Annotated in this window: 19 protein-coding genes; 5 read left to right on the forward strand and 14 right to left on the reverse strand. The window is 55.4% G+C overall.

Going from position 1 to position 14,206, the window contains the following annotated elements; translation table 11 throughout:
• Window positions 1–6: 6 nt before the first annotated feature.
• From AC6CHQ_RS05105 to AC6CHQ_RS05145, 9 genes are all read right to left on the reverse strand, one after another.
• Window positions 7–678 (reverse strand): amino acid ABC transporter permease, encoded by a 672-nt coding sequence (locus AC6CHQ_RS05105; protein WP_251238640.1) that lies wholly within the window; start codon window positions 676–678, stop codon window positions 7–9.
• Between the two features lie 40 nt (window positions 679–718).
• Window positions 719–1,504 (reverse strand): amino acid ABC transporter ATP-binding protein, encoded by a 786-nt coding sequence (locus AC6CHQ_RS05110; RefSeq protein ID WP_251238641.1) that lies wholly within the window; start codon window positions 1,502–1,504, stop codon window positions 719–721.
• 184 nt (window positions 1,505–1,688) lie between these two features.
• Window positions 1,689–3,326 carry a choice-of-anchor I family protein gene (locus tag AC6CHQ_RS05115; RefSeq protein ID WP_498081034.1) on the reverse strand — a complete coding sequence of 546 codons (1,638 nt, stop codon included), beginning with the start codon at window positions 3,324–3,326 and terminating at the stop codon, window positions 1,689–1,691.
• Window positions 3,327–3,450: 124 nt separating this feature from the next.
• Window positions 3,451–3,807, reverse strand: coding sequence for a cupin domain-containing protein (locus AC6CHQ_RS05120; RefSeq protein ID WP_498081035.1), 357 nt, complete (start codon window positions 3,805–3,807; stop codon window positions 3,451–3,453).
• The gene (locus tag AC6CHQ_RS05125; RefSeq protein ID WP_251238644.1) at window positions 3,804–4,823 is read right to left on the reverse strand and encodes an NAD(P)H-dependent flavin oxidoreductase; all 1,020 of its coding nucleotides are present in this window, start codon (window positions 4,821–4,823) and stop codon (window positions 3,804–3,806) included. Before AC6CHQ_RS05125 ends, AC6CHQ_RS05120 begins: the two co-directional genes overlap by 4 nt.
• 89 nt (window positions 4,824–4,912) lie before the next feature.
• Window positions 4,913–5,191, reverse strand: a complete 279-nt coding sequence (locus AC6CHQ_RS05130) for a DUF3784 domain-containing protein (RefSeq protein ID WP_251238645.1) — start codon at window positions 5,189–5,191, stop codon at window positions 4,913–4,915.
• A 171-nt stretch (window positions 5,192–5,362) separates the two neighbouring features.
• A complete protein-coding gene (locus AC6CHQ_RS05135) occupies window positions 5,363–5,566 on the reverse strand; it encodes a hypothetical protein (protein WP_498081036.1) in 204 nt (67 codons plus the stop codon).
• Window positions 5,563–5,781, reverse strand: coding sequence for a helix-turn-helix transcriptional regulator (locus tag AC6CHQ_RS05140; protein WP_498081037.1), 219 nt, complete (start codon window positions 5,779–5,781; stop codon window positions 5,563–5,565). Before AC6CHQ_RS05140 ends, AC6CHQ_RS05135 begins: the two co-directional genes overlap by 4 nt.
• Window positions 5,782–5,894: 113 nt before the next feature.
• Complete coding sequence (locus tag AC6CHQ_RS05145; RefSeq protein WP_498081038.1) at window positions 5,895–7,040, reverse strand: substrate-binding domain-containing protein; 1,146 nt, start codon at window positions 7,038–7,040, stop codon at window positions 5,895–5,897.
• A 171-nt stretch (window positions 7,041–7,211) separates the two neighbouring features.
• Here AC6CHQ_RS05145 and AC6CHQ_RS05150 point away from each other — a divergent pair, with 171 nt between their 5' ends.
• Together AC6CHQ_RS05150 and AC6CHQ_RS05155 are read left to right on the forward strand one after the other, a co-directional pair.
• Window positions 7,212–7,403 (forward strand): hypothetical protein, encoded by a 192-nt coding sequence (locus tag AC6CHQ_RS05150; protein WP_251238649.1) that lies wholly within the window; start codon window positions 7,212–7,214, stop codon window positions 7,401–7,403.
• A gap of 13 nt (window positions 7,404–7,416) precedes the next feature.
• Complete coding sequence (locus AC6CHQ_RS05155; protein WP_498081039.1) at window positions 7,417–7,605, forward strand: hypothetical protein; 189 nt, start codon at window positions 7,417–7,419, stop codon at window positions 7,603–7,605.
• A 386-nt stretch (window positions 7,606–7,991) separates the two neighbouring features.
• On the opposite strand, the gene AC6CHQ_RS05160 is transcribed toward AC6CHQ_RS05155, so the two are convergent.
• Window positions 7,992–8,627, reverse strand: coding sequence for a DUF4352 domain-containing protein (locus AC6CHQ_RS05160; protein ID WP_498081040.1), 636 nt, complete (start codon window positions 8,625–8,627; stop codon window positions 7,992–7,994).
• A gap of 144 nt (window positions 8,628–8,771) precedes the next feature.
• On the reverse strand, window positions 8,772–8,969 hold the full coding sequence (locus tag AC6CHQ_RS05165) for a YwbE family protein (RefSeq protein ID WP_498081041.1): 198 nt from the start codon (window positions 8,967–8,969) through the stop codon (window positions 8,772–8,774).
• 87 nt (window positions 8,970–9,056) lie between these two features.
• Between AC6CHQ_RS05165 and AC6CHQ_RS05170 the strand changes: the two genes are divergently transcribed.
• On the forward strand, window positions 9,057–9,212 hold the full coding sequence (locus tag AC6CHQ_RS05170; protein WP_498081042.1) for a YfhE family protein: 156 nt from the start codon (window positions 9,057–9,059) through the stop codon (window positions 9,210–9,212).
• A 128-nt stretch (window positions 9,213–9,340) separates the two neighbouring features.
• Here AC6CHQ_RS05170 and AC6CHQ_RS05175 read toward each other — a convergent pair whose 3' ends face one another.
• From AC6CHQ_RS05175 to AC6CHQ_RS05185, 3 genes are all read right to left on the reverse strand, one after another.
• Window positions 9,341–9,529, reverse strand: a complete 189-nt coding sequence (locus tag AC6CHQ_RS05175; RefSeq protein WP_498081043.1) for a hypothetical protein — start codon at window positions 9,527–9,529, stop codon at window positions 9,341–9,343.
• 4 nt (window positions 9,530–9,533) lie between these two features.
• On the reverse strand, window positions 9,534–10,754 hold the full coding sequence (locus AC6CHQ_RS05180) for a phosphotransferase (protein WP_498081044.1): 1,221 nt from the start codon (window positions 10,752–10,754) through the stop codon (window positions 9,534–9,536).
• Window positions 10,755–11,038: 284 nt separating this feature from the next.
• Complete coding sequence (locus AC6CHQ_RS05185; RefSeq protein ID WP_498081045.1) at window positions 11,039–12,610, reverse strand: amidohydrolase; 1,572 nt, start codon at window positions 12,608–12,610, stop codon at window positions 11,039–11,041.
• Window positions 12,611–12,774: 164 nt separating this feature from the next.
• On the opposite strand from AC6CHQ_RS05185, the gene AC6CHQ_RS05190 reads away from it, so the two are divergent.
• A complete protein-coding gene (locus AC6CHQ_RS05190) occupies window positions 12,775–13,038 on the forward strand; it encodes a hypothetical protein (protein WP_251238657.1) in 264 nt (87 codons plus the stop codon).
• Window positions 13,039–13,244: 206 nt separating this feature from the next.
• Window positions 13,245–14,201, forward strand: a complete 957-nt coding sequence (locus tag AC6CHQ_RS05195) for an arsenic resistance protein (protein ID WP_498081046.1) — start codon at window positions 13,245–13,247, stop codon at window positions 14,199–14,201.
• Window positions 14,202–14,206: the final 5 nt, after the last annotated feature.

The following is a 14,206-nucleotide window of genomic DNA, read 5'->3' on the forward strand; positions in this document are numbered from 1 at the left end:
TTAGTTTCAGACCCGGTACGGCTTGCCGATCCGGTGTTCATACCATTGCTGGAGCCAGTTGTACATAATTGTCAGCGCCCAATAGATGAGGCCGACAGCGAGATATGCCTCGAAGAATCTCAGGTTGGCCGTCGCCATCAGCTTGCCTTGAGCCAACAGTTCCGTGACGCCGATCGTAAACGCGAGCGACGAGTTTTTGATCAGCCCGATGAAGATGTTTCCGGTTGCCGGGATGGCGTTACGCACGGCCTGGGGAATGACGATCCCTCTCATGGCTTGCGCGTAGGTCATGCCGACCGACACTGCAGCCTCCGCCTGTCCCTTGTCGACCGATTGAAGTCCCGCCCGGAAGATCTCGGCGAGATAGGCAGAGGTGTTCAGACTGAACGCGATGATCGCGGCAGTCGCGGCGGACATTTCATTCATTGCAGGGAACAGCTGAGGAAGACCAAAGTAAATCAATAGCAGTTGGACAAGAGCAGGAGTGCCGCGGAAAAAGGAGATATATACTTTGGCAATCTGCAGAATGCCCGGCGTTTTGTTTACCAGGATCAATGCAAGTATCACGCCGATCATCACCGCGATGATCATCGATGTAATCGCGAGATACAGCGTCATCGGCAAATACTTAAGCAGTTCCGGGATAATTTCAATCATGTAACCGAGGTCAAAATTCATATACACACACCGCCAACCATTAAATTAACGCGCTGAGCCATCAGACCACCCCGGCGCTGCTGCTTGCCGGGGTCGCCTCCCGGCGGGCAGACGAGTTTCTGTAGCTTTGCAGGAATTTCTTTGTCCGCTCGTTTTTCGGGTGGTCGAAGATTTCTTCGGGCGCGCCTTCCTCGACCACAAACCCATCCGCCATGAACACGACTCGGTCCGCGATTTCGCGGGCGAACTCCATTTCGTGGGTGACGATCACCATCGTTTTCCGTTCTTCTGCAATGCGGGCGATGACCCGGAGCACTTCCCCCACCCATTCAGGGTCAAGTGAGGAGGTCGGCTCATCGAACAGGATGGCATACGGGCTGACCGCAAGCGCACGGGCAATCCCGACACGCTGCTGCTGGCCGCCGGACAGGGCGACCGGATAGTTGTCCTCTTTATCCGACAGCCCGACTTCCTTCAGCAATGCCCGGCTTTGTTCATATGCGTCGCTCTTTTTCATCTTTTTGGCGACGATCAGCGCATGCGCCACATTTTGGAGAGCCGTCTTGTTCTTGAACAGGTTATAGTGCTGGAACACCATGGACGTCTGCATACGCAGACGGTTGATGTCTGCACGCTTGGCGGATTTGGCATCAACCGTCTGATCGCCGATCTGGATCAGACCGGAGTCGGGGCGCTCGAGAAAGTTAAGACAGCGGAGCATTGTGGACTTGCCGGACCCCGAAGGCCCGATGATGACCACCACTTCCCCATCATTCACTTCAAAATTTATGCCTTTCAGCACCTCTGTGCCGTTAAAGCTCTTTTTCAGATCCGTGACCTTAATCATGTGATTCCTCCTACTACAATTAACCCGATAAGGTTAGTAGGTTTAATAGCAGTTAGTATAGTGTGATATTTCATTATCGTCAATGAAATTTTCCCACTTTATAAATGTAAGCGTTTTATTGGAATAAAAGAAAACCCCACTGCAGTTTTTGCACTGCAGCAGGGACAAATTTAAACTCCACTATTTATTTCTTTTTCCCTTTGGTTGATTCAAACTCATATACCGCAACCGTCCCTGATACTTCATGGGTCGCAGCAAGCAGCGGCTTGCCGGTCGGACTGGCATCGGCCGGGATAAATTGCAGGCCTTCCGGAGAGACATCCCCCTTCACGTCTTCACTAAAGTCGCGGCTCGTGATGAACGTCACAAACTTCGGTTTTTCCGGACGGCTCAGGTCATACACCATGATGCCGCTCGTGCGCTCCAGGGCGATGAAGGCATACGTCTTGCCGTTGATGTCACCGGTGACGACGGTTTCCGGTTCCGGTCCTTTGGAAGAACTGCGGTCATCATACGCTATTTCATCGTTTGTCGTATTGAAGAATTCCGGAAGCGCCTTTGAGGTGATCTTTTCAAACTCATTTCCGCTGTCATAGACGAGTTCCATCGTTTCGGCGTCAAAGATGGAGAAGCTGCGTCCGCCGTATGTATAGAGCGCCTCGTATTCGCCATCTTCGTTTAAACCGTTCTCAAGCGTAATTTTCGTATCTGCCAATTCATCCAGCAGCCCCTTGTCCACAAGGCGGTCCAGCTGCTTCTGGTTGAATCCTTTGTAATGATCTACGTTAAGCCTGATCAGGTCCGCAATGTCGCCGATATCGGCTTCTTCGGAATACGCATCATAGTCCCTCGCGTCGCCTTCGTTCGGCGTCACGATGTAGGTCTCGCCGCCGGCTGTGAACGTATCGATCGCATCCGGCATATAAAGACCGAGGAGCGGAAGCCGCTCCAGTTTCGTCTCGCCATTTTCTTTCCCGTCGAGTTCATTGCCCGGGAGCGAGTGATTCTTCACGCCGAGCCCTTTGACATCGATGATCGTTTCGTTCTCCAGATCGACCGTCGCAATCGCGTTGTTTTCCTGGAGCGTCACGAACGCTGTTTTGCTGTCGTCGGATACCGTGATGTACTCCGGCTCCAGTTGCTGAAGGACGCTTCCTTCTGAAGAGACGCGGACCTTGTCATCCAGCGGCGCGCCTTCAAACGTCAGCGTCTTAGCAGCGAGTGTGTCCAGGTCGATGACGGAAATGCTGCCTTCCGGATCGACCGAATAGTCATCTGCCGGTTCGCCTTCGTTGGCAACGAGCAATTTTTTGCCGTCCGGCGTGAACGTCACCATGTCCGGCAGCGCGCCAACCTTGATGTTATCGACGAATTTTCCGTCCTTCGTCAGCAATACAACATAGCCCGGGTCGGTCTTCGGATCGCTGACGACCGACAGAGCGACCAGGTCCCGTTCAGGGTGTACAGCCACACTCGTGATGTCGTCCACATCGCGGATATCAAATTCGGCGAGATGGATGCGGTCAAGCCGCTTCATGTGCTTGGATACGCCCGATTCCAGCCGCTCGAATGACACCACATCGATTGCCGACTCTTCCCCGTTCGTCACGAACGCCCGCTTCAGCTTCTCGTCGTAGGCAAGGATCTCCGTCCCGCCTTCACCCGAACCGCTGTCGTACTGCCCGATCTGCGTGGCAATCAGATGACCGCCCTGATACTGATAAAATGCCGGCTTCTCCCCGAGTACCTTATAGCTTTGTCCGCCCGCAATCAGCAGCCCGGCGGCGGCCACACCCGTCCATACGATATTCCTGAACTTCACTCCGGTTCCCCCCACTCAAATGCATTCAATGGAGAGCGTATCAATCGAATGTTGAGAGTTTGTTGAGGGCGTGTTAAAGATCCGTCCATTAGAAAATCCCTCCGCAGTGAGCGGAAGGATGGATTCAATGTATTTCCAGGAGGACGTCGTTTTCCTCTAGTCCCTCCCCTTCGATGACAAGGGCGGTCATCCCTTTTTCCGAGCGGGTCTCATGCCACTCGCCCTTGTCCCAAAAGACAGCCGAGCCTTCCCGGACAGGGACGTACCGCTTTTCTTCATTGCAGACGGTGCCGTTGCCACTCAGCACGATCAGCAGCTGCGGGACGGCTGCCTGATGATACCCGATGACGCCTTTTTCCCCGAGTGTCATCAGTGCGGTCTGAAAGCGGCCTCCGGAGCGGACAAACGGCTGGATGGCAAAGTCGGATCCGCCATGTGTGACAGGCTTAGCTGTGTCCGCATCAAATCCAAAGAATTTCATTGCTCTTCACCGATCAGTCTTCTGACGATTTCGGAAACCTTGCCTCGCCTGGCTTTCCATCCGTTTTCACCCGACCAGAGCGACAGCAGGCCCGCTTTGCCCTGCTTGCCGGCTGCAGAGCGGATCGGTTTGGTCAAATCGTTCTGGATCGGATACGGAGCGATGGCGGCTTCTGCCATTTCCTCGATAAAACGGTTGTTGAGCCCGCGCGCGTTTTTGCCGCTGAATGCCTTGGTGATCACCGTCTCGCCTTCCGAGGAGTTCAGGATCGCTTCCTTATGTAGGGCGTTCGCGCCGCTTTCTTCCGTGACGAGCAGCGCAGTCCCGACCTGGACGGCGGAAGCACCGGCACCCAGCGCCGCTCGGACCGTCTCCGCGTCATGGATACCCCCGGCGGCGATGACCGGCACCGTCAGTTTGGCCTGGCCCAGCAGTTCACGGAGCGTCAGGAAGCGGTCATCTCCGATAAACGCACCCCGGTGGCCGCCCGCTTCCTTGCCCTGCAGCACAACCGCGTCCATCCCGTTCCGCTCCGCTTCCACAGCCTCTTCCGGAGATGTCGCCGTACCCATCAGCAAGGCGCCGGCGTCTTTCAGCTTCCGCACCGTCTCTTCACCGGGCAGCCCGAACGTAAATGATACGACCTCAACGCCTTCGTCGATCAAGACGTCCACCTGGCGCGAAAACTCGCTCTCGCTCAGCGCCGGAGTTTCCCCGGACAGCCCGAGCTCCTCCCGAAAAGGTGCCAGCGCCCGTTGCGCCTCTCCGATCACCGCCTCGTCCCGCTCCGGACGCTCCGGCACGAACAGATTGACGTTGAACGGCTTATCAGAGAGATTCCGGATCTTTCGGATTGCCGACCGCGTTTCCTCCGCCGTCATATAACCCGCACCAAGCGAACCGAGAATCCCCGCCTCCAGGCACGCCGCGACAAACTCCGGCGTGGTCGAACCGGCCATCGGCGCCTGGATGATCGGATAGTCCATCTCGAGTGCTTTCCACCATGAATGGTCCATGACTGTCCCTCCTCAATTGCTTCCCCGTACGCTATTCAACTTTCGGCTCCGGCTATCCTTCTCTTCGGCAGGAAAACAGGCCGATTTCTTCATCCCACCATTTTGACATTCACAAAGACAACGAACACCAGCAGCACAATCACACTCCCGACGATAAACGGCTGGGCAGGCGCTGCACCAAGCAAGCCGGCAATCAGCATGATGGTTCCCAAAGCTCCCTGTGCGCCGCCGACAAGCAGGCCGAGTTTTTCCTTGTCTTGTACACGCTGCTCATTAAATCCTGCAAGCAGAAAAGTCATTTTCTTTACACCGATCAAATACCCCAAGACAAGGAAAATCAGTCCGATTACAATCAAATCTACGGTCATCCGTCTTCCTCCTTAAAATCTTTTTGCAATAGCCGGGATGATATAAAAAGGCACGAACAAGGAAATCAGCACATATACGAATAGGGTGTCCGAAGACAAGTCCACAGGCAACGTGCCTTGAATATCCAAGGCAAGCCATCCGAGCAGCAGAGCATTCGTTACAAACAGCGTTCAGAGAGACCACTTGGTGATATTCGCATTGACCCGATCGTCGTATTCAATCTCTTCTTCCTTCATCTTGGAACGCTGCCACTTGGCCACGGCAATCAGCACCGCTCCGGCAGCGATCGCGATCCATTTCAGAATTGAGTCCTCAAGAATAAAAAGGAGCAGCAGCAGGCCAACTGCAGGGAAATATGTGAATAACCCTTTCATGCCTCATCCTCCATCCAGAACAGTTCATCCAATTTTGCATCCAGCACCTTCGCAATCTGCAGACAGACCTTGATCGTCGGATTGTATTTCTGGGCTTCGATCAGATTCATTGTCTGCCGTGTCACACCGACCTGCTTGGCCAGTTCCCTCTGGGTGAGATCCCCCCGTTCGACCCGTTTCAGCTTTACCGCGTTCTTCAGTATCACGTCTTTCACAAAAGTCCCTCCAAGCGGATACTTGTCACTTATATTATACATATGTCATTTATATACGACAACCTGACATGCAAAAAATCCCGGCCAACAGTGACCGGGTTAGTGTTTCTGATTTAATGTTGGATTCCCACATACCCCGTCCTCTCCACAATCTCCTGCCCTTCCTCCGACAGGATCCAGTCGATGAACGGCCCGACGTTCGGATTGTCGGTGCCTGCGGTAATGGCGTACAGTTCATTGACGATCGGATAGTCGCCGGAGCGGATGTTGTCTGCCGTCGGCTCCACGCCGTCGACAGCGAGCAGCCGAACCTTGTCATTCCCAAGCATGGTTTGGGAATAAAACCGGAATGTGTAGCCGATTGCGCCGCCGTAGTTGCGGTAGTCGGCGACGTCTTCGATGATGCCGCTCATGAGGTCCGCGGTCTGTTCGGTTGGGGCCGCCATGATCGGTGTGTCTCCCATGAATGCTTCAAGTGCCGTCTGGCTGCCACTGTCAGGCGGCCGCTGGTAGGCGCGGATCTCCTTGCTCCGGCCCCCGACGTCCTTCCAGTTGGTGATCTCACCGGAGTAGATACCGCGAATCTCCTCCTGGGAGAGACTTTCAACCGGATTATCTTCGTTCACGAAAAAGACGAATGCCTCCCTGCCGATCGGCGTCAGCTTGAGTTCTTTTCCTGCCCGCCTCGCCCGCTCCAGCTGGGCATCCGAGGGGCCGGCAACGAAGATCAGGTCCACTTCACCGTTGATCAGGCTCTCGTAAGCCTGACCGGTCCGGTTCGACATCACTTCACTCATGTACGGTTGATAGTCCTTCTCTGGATACACCGCCTGTGCGAATGAAGCGTACAGCGGATAAAGCGCCGTAGCGCCGTCGATTACGGGCAGATCGCCTTCCATCTTAAAAGAGGCAGGCGCATTCAGCGACACCGCCTTGGTTCCCTCCACGAACGGCGCGTACTCATACAGGTCCACACCGTCAGCATGCACGGCCGGCTTGGTCAGTTTGTAAAGCGATGGTGATGCGATGAGAAAGCCGATGCCTATAAGTGCCAGCGGGATGCCGAGCACGATCTTTTTCCGCCGGACTCCAAATACCATAAAGCCGAACCAAAGAATCACCGCCAGCACACCCGCAACCGTTACCGGGAACCACGCCTGGCCACCGGCGAACAGCACCATAAACAGCAAAGGCGCCGACAGGAACAAAATGAAGATCACAATCCCGATAAACCCCAACACCTGCCCCGCTCGCTTCATAAAAGGTACCCCCATTGCCCATTGATATTTCCAACTATTGCATAAAGGGTGCCGCCCCGCAATCCTTATTTCGTGTAGAATAAGAACAAGAGTATTGGATGGAAGCGGGAAGGGAGTGTGCATAGAAATCTGTGCGCGAGCCCGCCAAGCCATCCGCGAAAAGGTGATTACATGAAAAAACTGAGCATCTTTTTCCGAATCCTGTCACTGGTCGGCGTCCTTGCAGTGGTCTTCGCGTTCCTCGATATCGGACGGGGCTTTTACAATGATTACCGCTGGTGGTTCCTCGGCGCACTCTGGACCGGCCTGATCGGCAACTGGCTGATTGACAGGAAAAATTCGAAGCAGCGTAACGTATCCTAAAGAAGGTGATTACATGAAAAGACTGAGCAATTTCTTTTTTGCGTTGATGATCATCGGCGTGATTCCGATCGTTTTGGCGTTTTTCGATATCGGGCGGAGTTTTTACGATGATTACCGCTGGTGGTTCCTCGGCCTCCTCTGGACTGGAGTCATCGGCAACTGGATCACCGAGCGAAAGATCAGGAAGCAGCGCCCGGCGTGAACCCGCATGTCAGGAACATGCGGGTTTTTGTGTGGCCGTGTGTTTCGCGACGGCAACTTGCATATCCGCGTCGCCATGGGACAAATTCGCGGCGGCAACCCGGGATTTCGCGACCGCATCACGCAAGTTCACGACGGCAACCCTCGAGTTCGCGTCGCAATGGCTATTTCGCGCCGCTCAATGACCAAAGCATAAAAAAACGCATGCCGCCTGCATGCGTCCGTCCCCCGTCATCCCCTGCGCCTGATTGGGATGCCCACTTTCTTTTTCCGGAAGCGGGCAGGCTCCCAGGTTTCCTGTGCCATCCTGCGGAACAGGAATCGCCGTATGAAGCTCATCGAATGCGCCTCCTCTGTTCATTACATGCAAGTCCCCGTCCGTGTATTCTAGAATCCAATCTCGAATTCAATGCCGTCCGCGTGGATGGTCAGCACGTCCGTCCCCTCTTCCCGCAAAACAAAACCGATGTTCCCGGCCTTTACCTCACCCGGTGCAATCTCGCCCCCAAGTCCTTCCTGGTAAATCTCCTCTTCCCAGAGCAGTGTTTCGCCCGTGTCTGCCACAATCTCATCCACCGGATCGAATCGGACCGGCTCCTCTCCTGTATTCCGGACCTCGACAAACAGCTTAACCAGTGTGAATTCCGGCTCATGTGTAAACTTGCGGTAATGGGCCGTCAGGCTGGAGTCAGGCTCATATCGGAGGATCTTAGCATCGCGTACGGTCACTTCCGCCGGACCCGCACTCAGCTGCTTCTGCTCGCCGGTCGCCTTCAGCACTTGCAATTCACCGCGGCTGTCGCTCATTACCTGGCCGGGTTTCCTGAGCTGCCGGTCATCGGGTACATGCGGATTAGGCCGGTAGTCCCCGTAATAGGCCGGCATCTCCAACATTGATTTCTCCTGAAGGACAGCCGCCTCCACCTGCTGATCCGGCGGCGCCTGTTCCACCGGCGCGGTCACATCCATCATGCATCCCGAAAAGAACAACGTCGCAAGCCCGATCACCAACAGCCGTCTCATTTCGCATCCTCCCTGTGTCCGTGAATCCTTCTGCCCTGTTTGGTCCCACCATACCCCGCCCGTATGAAGGGCATATGAAGCGCATTTAAGGAGTTTGTTAAGGATTGAAAAAACGCATGCGGCTGTCCGCATGCGCCATTCCCGTTATTCGCTAATTTCCTTGACTCGCCCGACCTGTCCGTCCTCCAGGCGTACCTTGATGCCGTGAGGGTGGGTCGGTGAATTTGTAAGAAGGTCCTTCACAATACCTTCAGTCAGCGCGCCCGTCCGCTGATCTTTCTTGAGTACGATTTTCACACGCTGGCCGGGCTTCACGTCCGCGCGGGTTTTGCCGTCTTTCATTCAAATCCGCTCCTTCCTTACTACGTTGTACCACGTTTAAGCGGTTCTGTAACGGGAGAACCTATGGATTCGAAGGGAGTGGTTGGATTGAAGAAAGGAAATCGTGAACCGCATGAGCGCATGGCCGAGACGAACAACGGCCTCCGCGACACGCAGGAAGTGCTGTATCAGGATGAGTTCAAGCGTGCGGATGCCGCTGGCAAAAAAGAAAGTCAACCGGGCAACCGCCAACAGGGAAAATGAAAGCAGCCGCCACCCGTGCAGGATGGCGGCCTTTTCGCGGGCACAGCAAAGCCGCCCCGCACCAGCGGAACGACTTATCGTGAAGCATTCCCTATTCACCGGAGAAATAATCAAATAAACTGAATTTTTTACCTTTTGCTGTATTTCTCCTTGTTTCCGGCCACAGTCTGAATCCCCGCGATCAGTGCCACCACTCCAAGCAAACCTGCAAGCAGCGTGGAACCGATTCTAAGCATCATGGATTCGGCTCCGGCTCCCGTCACGGCAATGATGGCACCGAGGACGATAAACAGAAGAAGGATCCCGATATCCTTCACTGCCTCACTCCTTATCTGTCATGAATTTCACAAACCGTTCAAGGCGGCGCATCACTTCATCCTCAGAAAGAGTGGTGATGCCAAACCGTCTCCAGTGGGAGGCAATGTCCCCCGGATCCTGTTCCAGCCAGCCATATACCGCCAAAAGGTCCCAGTAGCGGCTGTATTCAAAGCCTCGGTTTTTCGACAAATTTTTATACGTCCCCAGGAACCGGTCCGCCACATTCCCTCCATGGATCAGCTCGAGCGCAACCCGCATGCGGCCGACGTCCAGCTGGGCCGGACCGCTTCCCGCATGGGTCCATCCGGTCACGCCGCTCACACGGCCGTCACGGAACAGCACGTTGGCCGGTTCAAAGTCACCGTGGATAAAGACCGATGAGGCGTCAGCTGCCTCCTCCCGGAAAATCCGGGCAGCCTGCTCCCAGTTGGCCCGGTCAAAGGCCCATCCGGGAATGAACGGCTCCGCATCCCGCCGGCTTGCCTGAATTTCCGGAATATGGGCCGAGTGGGTGTTGGATAATATACCCGCAATTTCATCAATCCAAGCCTCAAAATCGAGCGGCTGTAAAAACGGGAACCCGTCCAGTTGCAACATCAGGAGGAAACGGCCGTCGATGGCTTTCGCTTCCGGGACAGGAATTTCGCGGTCAGCCGCGGCAGTCAGGGCATTCAATTCCCGCTCCGCCTCTTTGGCCGAGACCATTTCTTTCACGACAAAGTTTACGCCGTCCCCGCTGCGGAACGAGTAGACAAGCCGTTCCGACGGCAGTCGCCGGAACGATTTCAGGACGGGTGCCCCTGTCTCCTCATTTAGCCATTCCATCGTCTTATCGGGAAGATCGATGGTCGGCAACAGGGTCTTCCTCCAGAACAGCAGGCCGAGCAGGGCACCTCCGGCAATCATGATGAAAGCCGGCCAGTTGATGACCGTCGCGCTCAGCACAAGCGCAACAACCGCCGCCCCGAATTTCTTTTTCCAGATGAGCATGACCCCGAGCAGCGCCAGAATCACCCCGAACACCGTCGGGAACAGGATCGCATCCAGCCTAATCCAGATTCCCCGTGTCACTTCCACTTTGATTGGATCTCCGTAACCAGGAATGCAAAGCGCCCCGTAGACCCGAAGCCAATACATATAGTAGTAATACACCGTGTATAGCCCGCCCGCCAGGACGAGCAGCCCCGGCAAATAATTGCGGATCGGCCGCGCCGCTGAGGCCATGGCCATCCCTCCTATTGTTGGGCAGCCGACCCCCGAGGGTCCGGCCGTCTGGTTGTGGTGTTGAGTGTAGCCATTCATGTGAACATTCCGGGATTCCCGCGAGTGGCGGGATCCGACTGGTGAGTGTCGGGATTCCATCATTGAGTGGCGAGATTGGACCCGTGAGTGTCGAGATCCTTCTGCCGAGTGGCGGGAACGGAATAGACGTGAGCCGTCAGGGCGTGAATGTTACGGAACACCGCGCGAGTGTTACGCCGCCCTACCGCTCCCTCTTCCGCCCGCACTCACTTCCTGAACTGCACATTCCCGTCAACCACGGTCATCAGGACATTCGCCTTCACAATATCGTCTTCGGCCACTCGCTCCAGGTCGGCATCGATGACGGTGAAGTCGGCAAAGTGGCCCGGGGCGATCTTGCCGCGGATGTCTTGTTGGCCGAGCACTTTTGCCGCCTCGGTCGTATAAAGGCGAAGCGCCTCGTAGCGGGAAAGCTTCTCTTCGGGCAGGTAGCCGCCCTCTTTCGGGTCGTTCGGAAGCTTGCGGGCAACTGCGGTATAGATGCCAAGGAGTGGGTCCGGGGAATCAACAGGGGTATCGGAACCACCTCCGCAGATGAACCCGCGGTCCATCAGCTTTTTCCATGCATAGGCCCACTCAAGCCGCTCCGGTCCGAGCCGATCTTCCGCCCATGGGAAGTCCGAGCCGACGAAGATCGGCTGGATGTCGAGGATGACCGGGAGCTTCTCCATACGATCCACCAGATCCTCGCGCAGCACGCACACATGGATCAGACGGTCGCGCTTGCCTGCCGGGCACGGGTACTTCTCGATCGCTTCAATTGCCATCTCCGCTGCCGCGTCACCGATGACGTGCACCGCGATCGCCTCGCCGTGGCTCCGCGCTAGGCGCACCAGTTCTTCCGTCTCCTCCTGGGTGACAACGAATGTGCCGCGGTTGCCCGGGTCATCCGAGTAATCCTCCGACAGCGCCGCGGTCTTGCCGCCGAGCGCACCGTCGATAAAGAACTTCATCGCACCGGGCTCCGCCCACGTGCTGTAAGCCACATCCGCTTTCATCATGTCCTCGAACACGGTCGAGCGGCGCAGGAGATGCGCGCGGAACTTTCGCTTGCCCTCTCCCAGCACTTCATGGAACGCCTTCATCGGATTCTCATAGCCGCCAAAGTAACCGAGGTCATCCGTATGGCCCCCTGTCAGCCCCATCGATACAAGGTCATCGACCGCCGCTTCAAGCGCAGCACGGATCGCTTCCTCAGTAGGGTGCGGGACAATCGACTCGACCAGATCCTGCGCATCCTCTTTCAGGAAACCGGTCGGGTGTCCATCCGCGTCACGCACGATGACGCCGCCCTCCGGGTCTGGTGTCTCCTTCGTGATGCCCGCAAGCTCCAGCGCCGCCGAGTTCGCGAGGATCATATGCCGGCAAGTCCGCTTCAGCATCATCGGCTTGTCCGTCACGGCATCCAGTTCCGCAAGCGTCGGGATATGGCGGTCCGGGAACAGGTTCTCATCCCAGCCCTCGCCGAGCACCCACGAGCCTTCCGGCACCGCATCCGCCGCCCTTCGCATAATCGCGAGCAACTCCTCCGATGACGTCACCGCGGACAAATTGTTGCTCAGCAGCTGCCGGCCGTGGCCGATCAGGTGCATGTGCGTATCGACAAACCCCGGATAGACAACTGCCCCGCCGACATTTTCCTCCCGGTCTGCCTGATCCTTCAGCTCTTCATATGTACCGGTCGCGATAATACGGCCGTCCTCCACGAGCACCGCCTTGACCGCGTGCCCTTCCTGTTCCATCGTCACAAACGTTCCCCCGTGCCAGAGCGTCTTCATACCCATTCCTCCAATGAACCGATTTTTCTTTTAGTGTAGCACTTTTCAGACAGGTAAAGTGTGAATGGATTAAGGCGAATTGTTACCTGCTTGCTCCTTTAAACTTTACTTCTATCTATAAGACCTATAAGCTTACTAAGCGTTCCCTCGAAAGGGAGAGGATTATGGAAGAAGACCAAAGGTCCATCGCCACACTGACCGACAGCTTGACGGCAGACTGGATGGATGAGCAGAAGAAGCTCTATGGCTACGTTCCTATCCATATGTATGAAGAAAAGAATTACGTGACGGTCCATGCGTTCAGCCATAAAGAAGCTTGCCTCATGAAAGTCGTCTTTCATCGACAGTCCGGAGAACGGACTGTCGAACGGTTCGATCTCCAATCCGGTGAAATGTTGAAACGCCGAACGGCCGGGGGAAAGGACTGATTCGCGCATTCAGAAGTGCCAATTGGGTTCGCACACGACTTCTGGAAGTTCGCGTATGAAAAACATATATATTTTAATGGAGAGTCTCCGAATCCTTTCAAAGAGGAAGCGGAGGCTCTTTTTTGTCGCATTTCCCAAGGCGCCCTGGCTCAAGCATGCTTATGATACAGTTGCTACAGTACATCGCTACTGGGGGATCATCACGAATGCTGAACAGAGAGAAATTAGAAAATAACCAGGTACTGCTTTACATCGTTGTCCTTGCCGCCGCGTTCTTTTTCGGCTTCATGGCACCTGAACTTGCCAGCCGGATCGGCGGTTCCATCACAATCATTATCGCCATCCTCATGTACAGCATGTTCTCGCAGATCCCGTTTGTGTCGCTGAAAGATGCGTTCAATAATCGGCGTTATCTCGCCGCGGTATTGCTCACGAATTATATTGCAGTCCCGGTAGTAGTGTGGCTCCTTTCCAGATTCCTGCCGGATCACCCGCCGCTGCTTCTTGGGTTTTTCCTGGTTTTGCTGACACCCTGCATTGATTATGTCATTGTGTTCACGGCGCTCGGCAGGGGAAACGAAAAGCTGGTCCTGATGTCGACACCGATCCTCTTCATGACACAAATGATTCTGTTGCCGGTCTACCTCTGGCTCTTCTTGGGAGATTCCGCGGCAGGCATCGTCCAATCCGGGCCGTTCCTGGAGGCGTTTTTTGGCCTGATTGTAATTCCGCTCGGCATCGCCATTGCCGTCCAGCTGTGGGCGAGAAAATCATCGGCTGGTGAACGTCTGATTAACCTGTCGGCATGGCTGCCCGTCCCGTTCATGGCGCTGACTCTTTTTGTCGTCGTCGCTTCCCAGATCGGCAAGGTCTCGACGTTTGCGGACGAAATCATAAAAGTCATTCCACTCTATATCGCCTTCATGGTCATCATGCCGGTCATTTCCAGATTCATCGCCAAACGAATGGGACTCGACACCGGGGCCGGCCGCGCGCTGGTGTTTAGCGGGTCCACCCGTAATTCGCTTGTCGTTCTCCCCCTCGCCCTGGCACTTCCTGGTGACGCAAGCACATTGGTCGCGGCCGTCATTGTCACGCAGACGATTGTGGAGCTTGCCGGTGAACTCCTCTACATCCGATGGGTGCCCAAGCTGGTTAAATGAAACAA

The organism is Bhargavaea sp. GQ12, from assembly GCF_059758705.1.

What these genes read in the sequence shown, in the direction of transcription:
- AC6CHQ_RS05195 (WP_498081046.1), top strand. Translation starts at nt 13,245, where the DNA reads ATGCTGAACAGAGAGAAATTAGAAAATAACCAGGTACTGCTTTACATC.
- AC6CHQ_RS05165 (WP_498081041.1), bottom strand. Translation starts at nt 8,969, where the DNA reads ATGAAAGACGGCAAAACCCGCGCGGACGTGAAGCCCGGCCAGCGTGTG.
- AC6CHQ_RS05180 (WP_498081044.1), bottom strand. Translation starts at nt 10,754, where the DNA reads ATGGCCTCAGCGGCGCGGCCGATCCGCAATTATTTGCCGGGGCTGCTC.
- AC6CHQ_RS05190 (WP_251238657.1), top strand. Translation starts at nt 12,775, where the DNA reads ATGGAAGAAGACCAAAGGTCCATCGCCACACTGACCGACAGCTTGACG.
- AC6CHQ_RS05125 (WP_251238644.1), bottom strand. Translation starts at nt 4,823, where the DNA reads ATGGACCATTCATGGTGGAAAGCACTCGAGATGGACTATCCGATCATC.
- AC6CHQ_RS05120 (WP_498081035.1), bottom strand. Translation starts at nt 3,807, where the DNA reads ATGAAATTCTTTGGATTTGATGCGGACACAGCTAAGCCTGTCACACAT.
- AC6CHQ_RS05145 (WP_498081038.1), bottom strand. Translation starts at nt 7,040, where the DNA reads ATGAAGCGAGCGGGGCAGGTGTTGGGGTTTATCGGGATTGTGATCTTC.
- AC6CHQ_RS05110 (WP_251238641.1), bottom strand. Translation starts at nt 1,504, where the DNA reads ATGATTAAGGTCACGGATCTGAAAAAGAGCTTTAACGGCACAGAGGTG.
- AC6CHQ_RS05150 (WP_251238649.1), top strand. Translation starts at nt 7,212, where the DNA reads ATGAAAAAACTGAGCATCTTTTTCCGAATCCTGTCACTGGTCGGCGTC.
- AC6CHQ_RS05135 (WP_498081036.1), bottom strand. Translation starts at nt 5,566, where the DNA reads ATGAAAGGGTTATTCACATATTTCCCTGCAGTTGGCCTGCTGCTGCTC.
- AC6CHQ_RS05130 (WP_251238645.1), bottom strand. Translation starts at nt 5,191, where the DNA reads ATGACCGTAGATTTGATTGTAATCGGACTGATTTTCCTTGTCTTGGGG.
- AC6CHQ_RS05105 (WP_251238640.1), bottom strand. Translation starts at nt 678, where the DNA reads ATGAATTTTGACCTCGGTTACATGATTGAAATTATCCCGGAACTGCTT.
- AC6CHQ_RS05155 (WP_498081039.1), top strand. Translation starts at nt 7,417, where the DNA reads ATGAAAAGACTGAGCAATTTCTTTTTTGCGTTGATGATCATCGGCGTG.
- AC6CHQ_RS05160 (WP_498081040.1), bottom strand. Translation starts at nt 8,627, where the DNA reads ATGAGACGGCTGTTGGTGATCGGGCTTGCGACGTTGTTCTTTTCGGGA.
- AC6CHQ_RS05185 (WP_498081045.1), bottom strand. Translation starts at nt 12,610, where the DNA reads ATGAAGACGCTCTGGCACGGGGGAACGTTTGTGACGATGGAACAGGAA.